The following is a 14,768-nucleotide window of genomic DNA, read 5'->3' as shown; positions in this document are numbered from 1 at the left end:
GCCGTTTTCTCGGCCAAGCGCGTCGTAACCAATTGCGGGCAGCGCTCATACGATATTGATAAACTGGTGCTGCGGCATCCAGAGAACTCGCTTCTCCCCTTCCCTGATCCCCTCGAGCCCAATCGCGCTTATGACGTTTTTGATTCGTTTCACGTTCTCGGTTCTATTGGCTCTCGCAGGGGCAAGTTTTCTGTCGGCCGCCGATGAGCCTGCGAAGCGCTATCTGGCCCAGATGGAGAATGGGGACCGGTTGGCCGACGATCAAATCCGCAACTGGTACTCAAACAACGCGCTGCCGCAACTTGCTGGTCGAAATCTGATCGACGGCGACAATTCGATGCGGTGGTTGCTGGATCGCTCACTGCAGCCCAGCGAAACGCCTAGCGCCTATATCGAACTGGTGAGCGGCGATCGTTTGCCCGGCGATGTAACGCGCTATGTTCCGACCAGCGCCGTTCAAGGTACGGTCGTGCCGTCTCACTTTGAAGTGCAGCCGACGATCGATATTCGCCGCCCCGGTGACGAGCGGATTGATTATTCGGTTCGCGTGCTCGATCGCTTCGTCAAAAAGATCGTCTGGAAACGGGGAAGTCCCGTCGATCGGTACGAGCCGTCGACGATCTACTATCGCGATGGCCGCAAGGTCCGTTTTCGCGCGATTCGACTGGTCGACGGCGACGCTCATCTGCTGTTGGCCAACGGACGCCGAGTCGCTCGCTTTGACGAGCTGGCCGAACTCCACCTGCCGGAGTCAGACAGCTGGGACGTTTATCTCGACGAACTCGGCATGCTGCTGCCGGACGGTTTCAGCGAGCAGCGCACTTCACGGTTGTTGCAATGGGAATCGATCGACGGTCTGGTGGCGACCACGTCGCTCCAGCGGTTCGACGCCGACTCGCAAGGAGACAACAACCAAGGCGATCGCTGGGTCCACGCAATGCAACCGGCATGGTCGCTAGATGTGCTGTGGATTCCCAACGCGCGCAGCTATTTGCGCCGCACCTTTGCCCCCGATCGTCCGCCGCTGGTCCGTTTCGCCCACAGCGAAGATCGCAGCGGCGCGTACTTCTCCGAAAATGGGTGGCCGGCGCGCAACAATCGCAGCGTCGTCGGCGGCCCGCTCCGCACCGGCGACGAACTGTTTGGCTGGGGACTGGGCGTTTTGGCGGCCAGCAAAATCAGCGTGCCGCTGTCGCCGCTGGTCCGCGGTTTTCAAACGCGAATCGGCTTAGACTATGCGGCGCGCGACGGCGGCTGCGTGCAGGCACGCATCTTTTTGGATGACGAACAGCTGTTTGAGAGCCCATTGATTGTCGGCTCGAAAGAGGTGATCGACAGCGGCAAGCTCACCTGGTCGGCTGATAAGCAGGCGAAACAGCTCCACATGGAAGTCGATCCCGCGCACGAGAAACGCCCTGACGGCGCCGATCCGTTTGATATTCGCGACTTGACCAATTGGCTAGAGCCGCAATTTCAGCTTGATCGCGATTTGCTGGAAAAGGAAGTGCGGCTGCGGGCGATTCAGCAAATCACGGCCTGGGACGGTTGGGCTGTTGCGCCGCAGCCGGAAGGGGAGATTCGGATCGTCAACTTGCGTCGGGATGTCGATCGCGAGCCGATCGAGTGGCGCTTAGCGGCGCTTGCGATCAACAAGCCGTTCGAACTGCGACGCACGCTGGAGCTGTCTGCGGACGATCGCTGGCTGACGATCACGACCGATCGTTGGGGGAAATTTGGCGATGCGCCCCGCTTGGAAGTGTTGCTCGATGGCGCCAGCGCGTTTACCGGCGAACTGCCCGAGAGCCAGCGACATGAGTCGGGTCAAACGCCGCGATACGTGGCGCTCGGCGGACGAAGCGGGCCGGTTGAAGTGGTCATTCGTCAGTTTCCCTGCGACGCTCGCATGCCGATCGATTGGCGCGAAATCGCCGTCGGTCCCGAACGTATGACGTTGATCGCCTTGCTGGAGGATCCAACTGCCGAGGAAGTCGCCGAGATGAAAACGCTCTCCGGCGAAAAAGCGGACGTCGAACTGGTTGATTCTCCCAGCATGATCGGCGCTCCGGCGCTGCGGATCGCGCCCGGCGAATTTGTCGAAGTGGCCAAGTTCGATCCGCCGCTGGTGATCACCGAGCGATCAGCGCTGGGCGAATTGCGGTTTCTCCGTTTCGCCTATCGCAAAGAAGGGGGCGGACAGATCGAGATCCGTCTGTTGCATGAGGGAGACGACGAAACGCCGGCCATTTATCGTTTGGGTAAAGGCGCGAAAAAAGAACCTGGCTACGTCGTGTTGGAGGGGAGCGAACTGAAGGAAGAGTGGAAGATCGGTTTCGCCGATCCGTTCGCCAATTTTGGGGAGATCCAGGTCACCGGGATCGCACTGCGCGTCGTCGACGGCGGACCTTGCTTGTTTGACCACTTCTATCTGGGGCGCCGGCATTCAGACTATGAGCTGATCGTCGCGCCGAGTCCCGAACGCAACAACTGGGAGAACTGGAGCGATCGCCGTGAGCAAAACTTGCCGCAGGCGCTCGCGGCGTCGGTCACCATCGACTACGGCGACAATCAACAGGGACGCGGCTTTATCATCCACGAGCGCGAAGGGTGGGTGATCGCGCCGGGGCATCAAGTCTTTCCCCCTCAACGCGACGTCAAAATCACCACCGCTGATGGGCGAACGTATGCGGGCAAAACGTTTGGCGTCGATCGTGAGCATGATCTGGGACTGCTGCAGATCACGGACAAACCGCCGCAGGAGGATCGTTGGCCCTGGATTGATGTGACCCATCGCGAAAACTACGAGCGTCAGCAGATCTTGCTGGCGGTCGGCGTTGACGCACAACAAAAGCCGGCGGCCGAAGTCGTACGCAAAGAAGGAGACTTCTTTGGCGCGATTTGGACCACGCCTCCCAGCTTTCCGTTTACGGTCGGGCAAGGAGCGATTGAGATCGAACAGCGGCTGGGCGGGCTGTGCGTCGCAATGCTGAACGGCGGATCGCCGGTGATCGTCAATCCCTATCCGGTTCGGAAGCAGATGGAGCGATTGAAACGGAACGAGGTCTTCGGCGACTGGCTAATCGGCGCCGGTCCTCAGTTGGGGATGACCATCCGGCAGGCCGACAAGGGAGTTGAAGTGACGGACGTGCGAGCCGGCGGACCAGCGGCCGAGATCGGTTTTCGCGTCGGCGATCTGCTCACCAAAGTGAACGGCCGCGACGTGCGTAGTCGCGGCGACGTGTTGGCCGCCGTCGCGTCGCTCAATCCCGGCGATGACGTCGAGGTCGAGTATCGCCGCGTCGCCGACCGCAGCACAAAACGCTTGCGAATGGGGCGACGGGATTAGTCGATTCGGCTTACTGGGCGGCGACTTCCGCTTCGTCGCTATCATCGGAGGTTAAATCGAACTTGTACTCACGCGGTCCAAAAGCGCGTTGTCGATAAAGGACCAAGCCGTGAGCCGCGTGATAAAGGGCTCCGCATTCTAGCGGCGCTCCTTCGGTTTGCTCGAAGACCTTGCACATGTGCTGCGCCGCTCGGGCGACCCATGGTTCTCGCAGTTGATCCTCGGTCAAAGAGAGCGAGAGAAACTCCAGCGTGTGTCCCGTGGTGCCGATATCTTCAGCCAAATCGGGCGAACTTCCCGGGCGACCAAAGTAGTTGCTGCTGAGCGAACCGTTCGGATTTTGGTAGTCCCGCGCTTTGGTGATCGCTTCCTGAATCCGCTCATCGGCGGCGACCCACTCCGGCGTCATCTCGCCGTTTTGCGCCGTATGGCGATTGAGCGCCATCGAGAGACCGATCAGGCGATGCGTACCACCGCAGGCGCCGCTGCCGAAACCTTGGTCGACTTCGGATTGAACCAGAGCGGGAATGCTCCAAGTTTTGCCGGTCGAGTCGACCCATGACGCCGTGGTCGGCAAGTAGGCGGTCAGTGCGATCAACGTCCAACTGTATTCACGATCAAAATTGCGCGACAAGTCGAGCTGCACCTGACCAATGAAATCGGACATCGTGTATTCGTGGCCGTCAAACAGTATCGGCGTCTCCGGCGCAAGGTCGCACTGTGACAAAATCGCGAGCCATTGGTCGTTGTGTCCTTGTCCTGTTTTCGAGCCTTGCTCTAACAGGGCTCGCAGCCCGACGCGCTTTTGTCCATCGGCGCCAACGAATGGGAGCGGCGAACCGCGCTCCATCGTCCAGCCGGTCATTTTGCCTCCCTGTAAAAGATGGTCGACGGCCGAAACGAATTTTCCTTCGTGCTCGACCGGATAGACATCTTGGTAGGCGAGCGCCCCATGCAAAATTTGCCAAGCGGCGTGGTCCTTGGTATTCAGTTTTCGCTGCGACAGGGTGTAGTCGAGAACCGCGTCGATTCGATCGCGCAGCTTATCCATGTCAATGTCGGCCGCCGCAGTCGGCAGCGGTTGTCCGGCAGGCGGAGCCAGTGACGGGCGACAGCTAGTACCCGCCAAAAGAAGCGCCAAAACCAAAATCAGGCAAAATCCGGAATATCGGACCGAAGGCATAGAAGCGACTCAATCGTAGAAGGTCTGAACGAAAACCCCGACGTTTCGTTATAGCATGCGCGGTTGAGAGAAACTAGCGAATGCGTAATTTAGGCAATTTGACGATTGTGGAACGTGACTTGCTCATAACGGAAGAAAGGAGCTGTTCCTGCCATTTTGCGAGCCTATAATTCCGAGCAGCCCACGGCGAATAGCCTCTGGTCCCACCAACCTCCCAGGCCAGGCGGCTGACATTACTTCCATCCACGATTGAAAGGCGAGCCATACGCCATGTTTTTCTTCAACCCGATGTACTTTCTGTTTATCGCTCCGGCCTTGCTGTTGGCGTTTATCGCCCAGATCTGGCTGAAGTCGACTTACGCGTCGGCGATGAAAAAGCCGGCGCCGTTGTCGGGCGCCGCCGCGGCGCGGCACATCCTCGATTCGGCCGGTCTGCAAGATGTGCGCGTCGAACAGATCCCTGGCCAGCTCTCGGATCATTATGATCCCGGCGCCAAGGTCCTGCGACTGAGCACCGACGTTTATCAATCTCGTTCGCTGGGCGCGGTCGGCATCGCCGCGCACGAAGCGGGACACGCGATTCAAGACGCCAAGCATTACGCGCCGCTGGTGCTGCGCAATCTGGCCGTTCCGACCGCCAGTTTCGGCAGCAGCGCGAGTTGGATCTTGCTGATCATCGGCATGATCTTCAACTTCAAATATTTAATCCTCGGCGGCATCATCCTGTTCGGCTGCGTCGTCGTGTTTCAGCTGATCAACTTGCCGGTCGAATTTGACGCTAGTGCACGGGCCAAGCGAGTCCTGGTCGATCTCAACATTGTGCCGCAAGAAGACATGCACGTGGTCCGCAACATGCTGTACGCCGCCGCGTTGACCTACGTCGCCGCAACGCTGCAAGCCGTATTGACGCTGCTGTACTACATCATGATCTACATGGGCCGCCGCGATTAACCAGCGGCCTGAGCAACAGTCGATATTGAAAAGACCGCAGTCGAAATTGTTCGGCTGCGGTTTTACTTATTCTTGGCCTTGGGCAGATCGAAGTCGAGGCCTTCTTGCGCTTCGTCGATCGTCACCTTAAGCGGCGAGAGATGCTTGAAGCCATATTCAGAAGGGGTCACCTTTTGATAGACGTTTTGCATGGCGCTCTGCTCTAGGTCGGGAAACTCTTTTTGTTGGCCGACTAGTTTGTTGCCGTGGATGACGACGATCTTCTCGCCCGGCGGGACCTGCGCCGTATAGGCGCCATCTTGGATGCTGCCGCCGCCGGCAGGCGTTTCGCCGTCGATCGACACGAAGGAAATCGCGCCTTTGGTGACCGGTTCGCCGGCGACGGTGATCGTGCCGCTGACGGGAACTTCAAACGTGGTTCGACCTCCGCCGCAGCCGATGCTTACGACGGTGGCGCAGAAGAGCGCCAAACATGGGAGCGAGCACCAATGGATCATAGGAATTCACCAAACGTAAAGATAGAAGAATGAATTGCGAACGCGCAAACGCGCCGACGAGCGATATCGGCGACGCGTTCAAAGGTCGGCGAAGTAGATGGCCGTCGCGCAAGCTTACGGAAGTTGCTGAGGCTCACCGCCGCGGCTGGAAACCGCCGCTTGCCAGATCGTTTCGGAAATCGTTTCCGAGACGAAGCGAGCCGAACCATCGCACATCGCGACGATCACGCCGCCGGGGTGTCGGCTGCGGGCCGCAACTTGAACGCTTTGATTATGGGTCGGACCGGTCCCCACTTCGTAGCACGGAATCGTCCGATAGTCAGGGTTGCTGGAATCCTCGGACGAATCTTTACAGGCCGCGCAGTGATCGGGGCTCGATGAGTTCGGCGTCAAAATCGACATGAACGCCGGTGAGCCGTCGTCATTCAAAATGTCGCCGCGCGTATCGCTCAACCCGCCAGGCGCCGCAATAATCAATTCTGAATAGAGCGCCGTATTCGAGAGTCCGTCGACGATGTGGTTCAGCTTATAGATGTGGTGAATGCCAAAGGGGGCGCCGGTATAGACCGCTTGATCCGCTGCGGGTTGATGCAAGTGGGTGTTTCCCATGTTGGCGACATAGTTGCCCAAAACTCGCCAGTTCGAGTCGGTTTGATCTTGCATCGCGCCGACCTGATCCGAAGGGCAATAATAGGCCGAGACCGGTACGCGGCATTTGCCAATATTGTCGGCGGAATAGAAAGGGTCGCTCAGCGTGTAGCCGTCGTACAGCGCCGTTTGTTCGATATAAGGCCAAAGCTGCTGCATCCAGGTGATGCGTCCGTACGTGCCGCCATCCTCTAGCTTGTCGGTCCATTCAATCCCGCCCAACGGCAACCACCCTTGGCGCGCATCGGCGTGCATGTGCGTCGCCAGCGTTAGTTGCTTTAGATTGTTGGTGCATTGCATCCGTCGCGCCGCTTCGCGCGCTTGTTGCACGGCAGGCAGCAAGAGCGCGATCAAGACGCCGATAATCGCGATCACGACCAACAGTTCAACCAGAGTAAAACCGCGTCGAGCACGACGCGTCAACAAAAAATGAATCATGACATTCCCTTAAATACGATGCGACAACAGGAAGAAATAGAATTGAATAAGCAGCGCACATTTTGAGTCGAATGAGGCAAACTGCTGCGCATGGGGAGGGTAGTGACAAACTAACTTTGGCGAATAGCAGGGTCAATCCAAAATTGAATTGGTTGCGGTTAAATACACTTGATAGGAGCGCTGAAGCGCTCGGCAGCGAGCTCCAATAGCGCCGAATTGCAGCCTATGGAAGACATCCACATGCAGCCTATTCGCTTAGGTGGGATTAGGCATTGTTAGAGGGTCGCAAAAAAAGCCGCTCAAATTGAGCAGGGTTTCGCGTGGGTTGTTTTTTTGAAAAAAATTTCGCCAGCGTGCTCGAATTGCTGCGATTCGAACGGAAGAAGACCGCTTCAGGAATCATCCTTCCGCGGTCTTCTAGTTGTTGGAATGAAAGTCGCAAACGCGAGTTTAGCGTCGCGCTTTTACCTTCTTCAAAAGCTCAAAGTCGAGATCGTCCTGTGCTCCGCTAATGGAAGCGGTCAACGGCGTCAGTTCAAACGCGTTGTATTCGGGCGGCGTCACCTTTTCGTACTTATCGCGCGTCGGACTGTCGGGCGTATCGTACAACTTTTCTTTACCGACGAGCTTGTTGCCGAGCACCAGCACCTTCTTTTCGCCGGGCGCGACAAATGCGACGTAGGTTCCGTCTTTGATATTACCGCCGCCGGTTGGGGTTGCGCCATCAGCGGAGACGAACGAAACGGAGCCGATTTCGATCGGTTGTCCGTCAATCGTCACTTTGCCGCTAACTTTCACTTCGTTGGACTTTGTGCCGCTGCTGCATCCGATCGAAAGCAGCGACACGGCGGCGACGAGAGTTGTCGCAAGAATAGGAATTTGCATGATATTGCCTCGCAAATAGACAAGGGAGTTTACCGCCGGCCCAGGGACGCTAAACCATAAAGGTCAGCGCCGCGCCGAGACCAGCGAACGCAAGGTGAGGGACTACGGAAGCTGAACCACTTCGCCGCCGCGTCCGGATAACACGCCTTGCCATACCGATTGCGAGATCGTCTCACCGACAAAGCGAACCGAGCCGTCGCACATGCTGACGATCACGCCGCCTGGATGACGGCTCCGCGCGGCGATTTGCATCTCGGAGTTGTCGGCGGCGATCGTACAGGGAATCGAGCGGTAGTCGTTGTGATTGACGTCCATCGCCGACGCTTTGCATTGGCGACATTGGTCTGGGCTCGATGAATTGGGTGTCAAGATCGACATGAAACCGGGGCTTCCTTCATCGTTGAGAATGTCCCCACGATTGTCATTCACCGCATTGGCCGATGCGATGATGATCTCTGAGAAACAGGCGGTGTTGGAAGTGCCGTCAATTATCTGACTCATACGATAGGTATGTCGAACGCCGAATGGCGAACCGTTGAAGATCGCCTGATCGGCCCCATTTTGATGCAAGTGGGTGTTGCCCATGTTGCCGACATAGTTTCCCATTGCGCGCCAGTAGGTGGGATCGGCCGTGGGGCCTTGAACGGCGCCGACCTGATCCGACGGACAGTAGTAAGCGTTGACGGGAACGCGCAGTTGATCGATGTTCGGCGTCGCGTAGAACGGCTGATTGAGATCGTAGTTGTCATACAACGCGGTCTGCTCGATGAAGGGCCAGAGCAAAACGTGCCAGGTGATTCGAGAGTAAGAGTTGCCGTTCTCCACTTTGGTCGGATTGTTGGCGCCATTCATCGCACCCAACGGAAACCAGTCTGGATAAGTATCCAGATGCATGTGGGTCGCCAACGTTAGTTGCTTCATGTTATTGGTGCACTGGGCGCGCCGCGCCGCTTCGCGGGCTTGTTGAACCGCCGGCAGTAACAAAGCGATCAACACGCCGATGATTGCGATCACGACGAGCAACTCGACCAGCGTAAAGCCACGCCGGGATACAGAAGTTGAAGAGATTCGAGACATAAAAGGACTCCCGATAGAGCGAAAGATGATGAGAACACTGGTCGACAAGTCGACGGCAGATATAGCGAAAAGCCGTGCATTTTTCAGAATAATGAAGGCCGCGGTTGCCGCAAATGCCCTAAATGGCGGTTAGTGACGCGTATGCGTTCGTTCGCCTAGCCGCTTGTTCTCAAAACGCAAGATCGAATCAAGGGCGCCCGACAAAAATCGAGAGATTTAGGCGCCACCATAGGGCCAGTGAATGTGATCAGCACGCAATTGGACAGTGCTTTTTTGCGTCAGAAATGCTTGTTGCCGCAGTGATCGTCGCGAAAGCTTTCGAAATCTTTTTTCGGGATTTCGAAATAAAAAAGGGTCCTTTGGCAGGACCCTGGCTTCTTCTTGGTTATGCAATCGAGCGCGAAACGCCTCCGACAGCGGCTACTTCACGACCTCGGTCATTTCGATATGGAGTTCGACATCATCGCCTTGCGGGAAATCGAACTTCTTGAGGTAGTTCTTCCCTTTGGTCAGCGGCGCGCCTTGCGGGGCATAGCCATTGGTTACTTTGCCGTCGAACGCTTCGATCGTCACGAGATGCGGGCCGCCGATAAAACCAAGTCCATCTGCGGCGGTGTCAAACTTGCCGTCCTTGATTTGGGCGTACGACGGAGCGCCCGAGTTCCCCTGCGATGCGTCAGGCTCGAAGAAGATCGCGCCAGCGGGGACTGGCGTTCCGTGATATGTCACCGTGCCGGTAATGCGATGTCGCGAGACTTCTTCGTGCTGGCAACCGCTAAACAGCAGGCTCGCGAACAAAGTTGCGGCTAGTAGAGAATACGATTTCTGCATCATCTAGTCTTTCATCCGATCTGCAGCTTTCCGGCTGCCTAGTTGACGGAACCGACTTCACCCCCGGCGCGACTTGCGATCCCGCGATAGATCGTCATGTCGATCGTTTGGGGAAGAAAGCGGACCGATCCATCCATCATGCTGAAGTTGGCGCCGCCTGGGTGTTCGCTGCCGTAGCCGGTATTGAAGGAGAGGGACGCGCCGTTTTTCCCGTAATTGATCGGCTGGGAATGAGTCTTGGTGTCTAGCAACGCGACGTTGGTCGCATTGTATTGAAGCGAACCGCGCGTCCAGGCACGATTGTTGGCGTATTTTCCAAAAGAGATTTCGCCAAAGCCTAACGTATTGCTGGTTCCATCCTGGATGTCTCGAAACGAAGAGCAGTTGCGAGCGTAGAAAATGCCTTCTTTGGAAATGGCCCCAAAGGTGCTCGCGTCTTGTTGATAGGCGACGCCGGACAGCGTGTTGGTCCCAATCGGTCCGGCATTGCCGTAGTAATGCGTCGTGTACGTATCTTCTTCGTCCCCGCCTGCGGCCGGAAATTTTGACTGCTCAAAGGTGCCGCTGGGGCATAAGAAACCATCGATCCGGTTCTTGGCCAAATCGAAATTGGCCTGGTAGCTCGTTCCGTATTCGATTTGGTCGTACAGATTCTGCTGCTCAATGAAAGGAAGCAGCCGGCAGAGCACCCCTATACGGCCGCTATCCGACGCCGCGGCCATCGGAAAGTTTTGATTGACATCGTGGTAGTTATGCAGCGCTAGCGTCAATTGCTTCAGGTTGTTGGTGCATTGCATCCGTCGAGCGGCTTCGCGAGCTTGCTGCACCGCCGGCAACAACAGCGCGATTAAAACGCCGATGATCGCGATCACGACCAGCAATTCGACCAGCGTAAAACCAGACTTTTTGAAGGGGAACGTGCTGTACCGGCGCATAAATACTATCCCGTAAGAGAGTAAAGAATCGCAATGAGCAGAAAATAAGGAGGACGCGCAGTTCAACATCCTCTCTTTAAAGCTATTAGCTGGCTAGGTGAAAAACAATGATTTTGTCAAATTTGCGGCTCCCATGAAGTCAGAAAAGACGCCTAACGAGGCGGGAATTTGCCCTGACTTGTTGCAATGAACAGGGCTCCGTTAGGCCGCGATTGGGGTGTGCGGAACGTTGTAGATGGTTTCGCCGGTTTTTTTCGCTTATCTTGAATGCGAATAATTGAATAGGTAGCCAGCCGTGGTTTAGGTTAACGGAAGGGAGTAGCGGGAAAAGCGAATCCGCGAAAACGTCGATCTCATATGGGAGTTGCGACCATCGATGGGGAGGATTTTTGGCAAGTGATATGCCTGCAGGGGAACCATGAATTTGCTAGTTTCGCGCAGGCACGCTAACAGGAAACGCGTTCGCGCCTTAGGGGAAGGAATCAGGTTGATGGAAAACGAAGACTTCATCGAATACATGGGCGACTATATTTCTGTCGTCACGACAGGTTCTGATTCCTACGCGCGTTCCATGACGCTGTGGAAGAAGATCATCGCCGCGTGTCAGAAGTACAACTGCAACAACATCTTGGGGCAGTCGCAGACGCAAGGTGAATTGTCAACAATGGACAGTTTCAAGCACATCGAAGTCTTTCAAGAGGCCGGCGTCACTTGGAAGCATCGAGTTGCGTGGGTTGCGTCCGACCCGGAGAAATTTGAGCAGTTGAAGTTTGTCGAGACGGTTCTGAGGAATCGCTCTTTGGTGAACGGCGGTCTTTTCCGGACGGTGGAAGAGGCGCGTAATTGGTTGCGCGGAGATGTGACGGCCAAAGCCGGCGCCAGCAAAGCGACCGAATCCAACTAGCGCTTTGTTGGATTACTGAATCCGGTCGCGCTCGGCCAATGACGCCGGAACAGAAGGAACGAGGGATGAAAGAAGAAAGCGTCATCGAGTTTTCCGGAGACCATATCTATGTCGTCGGACATGGCTTTTTTAGCCACGAACAGTCTCTAAATCTGTGGCGGCGGATCGTAGCCGCTTGCCAGCAGCATGACTGCTACAACATCTTGGGCAAAGCGGAGACCCGACAAGAACTTTCGACCATGGACAGTTTCAAGCATATCAAGATCTTCGAGCAGTCCGGCATTTCCTGGAAACATCGCATCGCTTGGTTCGCCGAAGACCCCGGTCAATTTGAGAGACTCAAGTTCATCGAGACGGTGCTGCGAAATCGGGCTTTGCTCAACGGCCATCTCTTCAGAAATAAAGAAGACGCGCGAAGCTGGCTGTTGGAAGATGGCGCCGCCCCATCGAACTCTAACCAAGCGTCCGAATCGACTTAGTAGGCTATTGCGAACGGCAAACCAGTTGCGAGAGTGGGTCCGCTTACTTGTAGCCGAGACGTTTTTCGATGTCGCGCGAGCGGCTGCTCAAGCCGGTTCCACTGTCGCCGCCGCCGTCTCCGCGGAATGCTTTGGAGAATCCAGAGACCTCTTCCGTCACCGAATCCATCGAGGTTCGCCCCTCGGATTCGTCGGCAGATTCCGATTCCATCGCTTCGACGGTCGATTTTTGGCGCCAAGGCCGCCAGGTCTGGCATCCAACGAGGAAGTTGGCGGACAGCAGCAACAAGAGTAAGGTCGTACGGTTCATAATTTTTGGTTCAGCATCGAGTGAGCCGGGATCAAGGGGCCGAGTCTGTCAAAACAAACCCCCCGACGCTAGAGCAACTTGGAAGAGAAATGCAGCTTGACGTACTAGTCATCGCCCCCCATCCCGACGACGCCGAACTCGGCATGGCCGGAGCGATTTTGAAGTTCAAAGCCGAAGGTTTGCGCGTCGGCGTTCTTGATCTCACCAGCGGAGAGCCAACTCCATTTGGATCACTGGAAAAGCGCGCCGCCGAAACGGCTGCGGCTACTGAGATTCTGGGGCTCGACTGGCGCGAGAATCTCGGCCTGCCCAATCGCAGTCTCGAACCGACGCTAGCAGCTCGTGAGCAACTTGCGACCGTCTTCCGCCGCGTGCGGCCCCGGTGGTTGTTCGCCCCCTATTGGGAAGACGCGCATCCCGATCACCTGGCCGCGACGCAATTGGTCGATGCGGCTCGGTTTTGGTCCAAATTGTCAAAAACCGAAATGCCTGGCGCGCCGTTTCATCCCGAGCGGATCTACAACTATTACTGCGTCCATTTGAAGATGGCGATCCAGCCGGCGTTCGTCCTCGACATTAGCGACCATTGGGAAGAGAAAGCGGCGTCGATCGCGTGCTATCACAGCCAGTTTGTCGAAGGTCGCTCACAGGCGTCCCCTACCTTTCTCGAAAAACTCCGCGACGAAGCTTCGTACTGGGGCAAAGTGATCGGTACAAAGTACGGCGAGCCGTTTACCAGCCGCGAACCAATCGGACTCGCTAGCATGCAGTCGCTCGTCTAACGCAACTTTCTTTCGCAATTCCAGCGAACCGACTAAAGCGATTGCGTTGACTTTGCCGATTGCTGACCAATGACAAGATCGCTTGCGCATTAGCGCCGGTGATCGTCGCGCAGGGGGGCACACCTGCAAGCGACCACAAATTCCAATGCGTTGGCTCTGGCTGATATGGCTAGCTGGCTTCCTTTGCACGGGGTGCACTGCATTTCCCGATGTGAAGCACCAGCCGCAATATCACAATCCATTTCCGCAGCTCAGCAAAGTCGCGATTATTCCTTTCAATAATCAGAGCGACGCTCCCACGCTGAACGCCGACGAAGTAACGATCGCCTATTACGGTCAGTTGCAGCGGATCCGTGGTTTCGAAATCGTTCCTGTCGGCGTGGTAATTCGTGCGATGGAAGCGACCGGTATCCGCGGTCGCGACGCGACCGAGATTCGCAAGCTGGGCGAAACGCTCGGCGTCGATGTCGTTGTCGTCGGTTCGATCACCGACTTTACCCCTTACTATCCCAAGCGGATGACGCTGGCGATCAACTGGTACGCCGTCAATCCTGGCTTCCACGCGATCCCGCCGGGCTATGGTCTTCCCTGGGGCACGGCCGACGAAGAATACATTCCTGAATCGCACGTGTGGGAAGCGGAATTCGCGCTCGCTAAAGAACAACTCCTAACGCAAACTCCGGATCCGCATGCAACTGCTCCGCCTGCGACAGCACCGCAGGCTGCGAGCGATCCATTGGCTGAACAGCTGAACGACGCGCCGCTCCCGCAGGTCAACGGCAGTGCTAGCATCGGCGACGCGCCAGCCGATAGCGGCGTACCGCCAGAGCAGCCGCAGTTGCCGGCAGGTTGGCCCGATCCGCGCGGGTTTGTTCCGCCGCCGCCCAGCCTGCAGCGGCCGCCGCTGCTTCCTTACGATGGCCCAATCATCTCGCAGATTCGCAGCTATGACGAAAACGACAGTGACCTCACCGCATTGGCAGAAGCCCACTATGACTTTATTGACGATGCCCGTCTCGGCGGGTGGCAAGGCTATTTGGATCGTAGCGAAGATTTCATTCGATTCTGTTGCTACACGCATATTACCGAGATGCTCTCCCTTCGTGGCGGCGCCGGAAAATCGAAAGTGGCGTTGAGGTGGCACGAAAGCCGATAACGCTTATTGCCAACTGTTCCCGCCGCGTCTGGAAAGAGAGCCGCACGTGACTGAAGAGATTAACGTACTAGCACTGGTCAAAGGCGCAGAGCGCTATGTCTTCATGTTTAACGACAGTCGTCGCGCCGAAACATTGCGCACGCTCGGTCGTTATGCATCGAACCCGGAACTTAGTTTTTCCTGGTACGATGCAGCAGTGCTGAGCCAAAAAATTCGGGCTCAGGCTCCAACCGAAGAAAAAAGCGCGACTGCTAGCTCGGCTGTCAAGCCGCGCTTTGAGTTTCCGGCTAACGGAGCGATCGACATTAGCAGCGTCGATCACCTCGACTTCGACGAATTCGAATAAGGA

Annotated in this window: 15 protein-coding genes; 7 read left to right on the top strand and 8 right to left on the bottom strand. The window is 56.6% G+C overall.

Annotation, left to right across the window (positions count from 1 at the left end; genetic code table 11):
• The first annotated feature begins 130 nt into the window (after positions 1–130).
• Positions 131–3,343 carry a PDZ domain-containing protein gene (locus tag DSM3645_RS01135; protein WP_002650133.1) on the top strand — a complete coding sequence of 1,071 codons (3,213 nt, stop codon included), beginning with the start codon at positions 131–133 and terminating at the stop codon, positions 3,341–3,343.
• 10 nt (positions 3,344–3,353) lie between these two features.
• Here DSM3645_RS01135 and DSM3645_RS01130 read toward each other — a convergent pair whose 3' ends face one another.
• Positions 3,354–4,526 (bottom strand): hypothetical protein, encoded by a 1,173-nt coding sequence (locus tag DSM3645_RS01130; RefSeq protein ID WP_002650132.1) that lies wholly within the window; start codon positions 4,524–4,526, stop codon positions 3,354–3,356.
• 270 nt (positions 4,527–4,796) lie between these two features.
• Here DSM3645_RS01130 and DSM3645_RS01125 point away from each other — a divergent pair, with 270 nt between their 5' ends.
• On the top strand, positions 4,797–5,477 hold the full coding sequence (locus DSM3645_RS01125) for a zinc metallopeptidase (protein ID WP_002650131.1): 681 nt from the start codon (positions 4,797–4,799) through the stop codon (positions 5,475–5,477).
• A 62-nt stretch (positions 5,478–5,539) separates the two neighbouring features.
• On the opposite strand, the gene DSM3645_RS01120 is transcribed toward DSM3645_RS01125, so the two are convergent.
• The 6 genes from DSM3645_RS01120 to DSM3645_RS01095 all read right to left on the bottom strand — a co-directional run bounded on the left by DSM3645_RS01120 (position 5,540) and on the right by DSM3645_RS01095 (position 10,788).
• Positions 5,540–5,974 carry a hypothetical protein gene (locus tag DSM3645_RS01120; protein WP_002650130.1) on the bottom strand — a complete coding sequence of 145 codons (435 nt, stop codon included), beginning with the start codon at positions 5,972–5,974 and terminating at the stop codon, positions 5,540–5,542.
• A gap of 114 nt (positions 5,975–6,088) precedes the next feature.
• The gene (locus tag DSM3645_RS01115) at positions 6,089–7,060 is read right to left on the bottom strand and encodes a DUF1559 domain-containing protein (RefSeq protein ID WP_002650129.1); all 972 of its coding nucleotides are present in this window, start codon (positions 7,058–7,060) and stop codon (positions 6,089–6,091) included.
• 450 nt (positions 7,061–7,510) lie between these two features.
• On the bottom strand, positions 7,511–7,945 hold the full coding sequence (locus DSM3645_RS01110) for a hypothetical protein (protein WP_002650127.1): 435 nt from the start codon (positions 7,943–7,945) through the stop codon (positions 7,511–7,513).
• Positions 7,946–8,047: 102 nt separating this feature from the next.
• Positions 8,048–9,022: a DUF1559 domain-containing protein gene (locus tag DSM3645_RS01105; protein ID WP_002650126.1), complete on the bottom strand. Its 975-nt coding sequence runs from the start codon at positions 9,020–9,022 to the stop codon at positions 8,048–8,050.
• Between the two features lie 420 nt (positions 9,023–9,442).
• Positions 9,443–9,856 carry a hypothetical protein gene (locus DSM3645_RS27470; protein WP_050769274.1) on the bottom strand — a complete coding sequence of 138 codons (414 nt, stop codon included), beginning with the start codon at positions 9,854–9,856 and terminating at the stop codon, positions 9,443–9,445.
• 35 nt (positions 9,857–9,891) lie between these two features.
• Positions 9,892–10,788: a DUF1559 domain-containing protein gene (locus tag DSM3645_RS01095; protein WP_002650124.1), complete on the bottom strand. Its 897-nt coding sequence runs from the start codon at positions 10,786–10,788 to the stop codon at positions 9,892–9,894.
• A 490-nt stretch (positions 10,789–11,278) separates the two neighbouring features.
• On the opposite strand from DSM3645_RS01095, the gene DSM3645_RS01090 reads away from it, so the two are divergent.
• Positions 11,279–11,692 (top strand): hypothetical protein, encoded by a 414-nt coding sequence (locus DSM3645_RS01090; protein ID WP_002650123.1) that lies wholly within the window; start codon positions 11,279–11,281, stop codon positions 11,690–11,692.
• Between the two features lie 65 nt (positions 11,693–11,757).
• Complete coding sequence (locus DSM3645_RS01085) at positions 11,758–12,171, top strand: hypothetical protein (protein WP_040351438.1); 414 nt, start codon at positions 11,758–11,760, stop codon at positions 12,169–12,171.
• 43 nt (positions 12,172–12,214) lie between these two features.
• On the opposite strand, the gene DSM3645_RS01080 is transcribed toward DSM3645_RS01085, so the two are convergent.
• Complete coding sequence (locus DSM3645_RS01080) at positions 12,215–12,481, bottom strand: hypothetical protein (RefSeq protein WP_002650121.1); 267 nt, start codon at positions 12,479–12,481, stop codon at positions 12,215–12,217.
• Positions 12,482–12,570: 89 nt separating this feature from the next.
• On the opposite strand from DSM3645_RS01080, the gene bshB1 reads away from it, so the two are divergent.
• The 3 genes from bshB1 to DSM3645_RS30775 all read left to right on the top strand — a co-directional run bounded on the left by bshB1 (position 12,571) and on the right by DSM3645_RS30775 (position 14,765).
• Positions 12,571–13,263, top strand: coding sequence for a bacillithiol biosynthesis deacetylase BshB1 (gene bshB1 / locus DSM3645_RS01075; RefSeq protein WP_002650120.1), 693 nt, complete (start codon positions 12,571–12,573; stop codon positions 13,261–13,263).
• Positions 13,264–13,474: 211 nt separating this feature from the next.
• The gene (locus DSM3645_RS01070; RefSeq protein WP_002650119.1) at positions 13,475–14,419 is read left to right on the top strand and encodes a hypothetical protein; all 945 of its coding nucleotides are present in this window, start codon (positions 13,475–13,477) and stop codon (positions 14,417–14,419) included.
• Positions 14,420–14,465: 46 nt separating this feature from the next.
• Positions 14,466–14,765, top strand: coding sequence for a hypothetical protein (locus DSM3645_RS30775; RefSeq protein WP_002650118.1), 300 nt, complete (start codon positions 14,466–14,468; stop codon positions 14,763–14,765).
• The last annotated feature ends 3 nt before the right edge of the window (positions 14,766–14,768 follow it).

Source organism: Blastopirellula marina DSM 3645, from assembly GCF_000153105.1.
GTDB lineage: Bacteria > Planctomycetota > Planctomycetia > Pirellulales > Pirellulaceae > Blastopirellula > Blastopirellula marina.
The sequence above is the reverse complement of the archived record's forward strand: the minus strand, read 5'-3'. Positions and strand labels throughout refer to the sequence as shown.

Bases quoted from the DNA above. Each gene is read 5' to 3' on its own strand.
- bshB1 (WP_002650120.1), top strand. From the start codon at position 12,571: ATGCAGCTTGACGTACTAGTCATCGCCCCCCATCCCGACGACGCCGAA.
- DSM3645_RS01080 (WP_002650121.1), bottom strand. From the start codon at position 12,481: ATGAACCGTACGACCTTACTCTTGTTGCTGCTGTCCGCCAACTTCCTC.
- DSM3645_RS01095 (WP_002650124.1), bottom strand. From the start codon at position 10,788: ATGCGCCGGTACAGCACGTTCCCCTTCAAAAAGTCTGGTTTTACGCTG.
- DSM3645_RS01120 (WP_002650130.1), bottom strand. From the start codon at position 5,974: ATGATCCATTGGTGCTCGCTCCCATGTTTGGCGCTCTTCTGCGCCACC.
- DSM3645_RS01130 (WP_002650132.1), bottom strand. From the start codon at position 4,526: ATGCCTTCGGTCCGATATTCCGGATTTTGCCTGATTTTGGTTTTGGCG.
- DSM3645_RS01110 (WP_002650127.1), bottom strand. From the start codon at position 7,945: ATGCAAATTCCTATTCTTGCGACAACTCTCGTCGCCGCCGTGTCGCTG.
- DSM3645_RS01135 (WP_002650133.1), top strand. From the start codon at position 131: ATGACGTTTTTGATTCGTTTCACGTTCTCGGTTCTATTGGCTCTCGCA.
- DSM3645_RS01085 (WP_040351438.1), top strand. From the start codon at position 11,758: ATGAAAGAAGAAAGCGTCATCGAGTTTTCCGGAGACCATATCTATGTC.
- DSM3645_RS01125 (WP_002650131.1), top strand. From the start codon at position 4,797: ATGTTTTTCTTCAACCCGATGTACTTTCTGTTTATCGCTCCGGCCTTG.
- DSM3645_RS01105 (WP_002650126.1), bottom strand. From the start codon at position 9,022: ATGTCTCGAATCTCTTCAACTTCTGTATCCCGGCGTGGCTTTACGCTG.
- DSM3645_RS01115 (WP_002650129.1), bottom strand. From the start codon at position 7,060: ATGATTCATTTTTTGTTGACGCGTCGTGCTCGACGCGGTTTTACTCTG.
- DSM3645_RS27470 (WP_050769274.1), bottom strand. From the start codon at position 9,856: ATGATGCAGAAATCGTATTCTCTACTAGCCGCAACTTTGTTCGCGAGC.
- DSM3645_RS01090 (WP_002650123.1), top strand. From the start codon at position 11,279: ATGGAAAACGAAGACTTCATCGAATACATGGGCGACTATATTTCTGTC.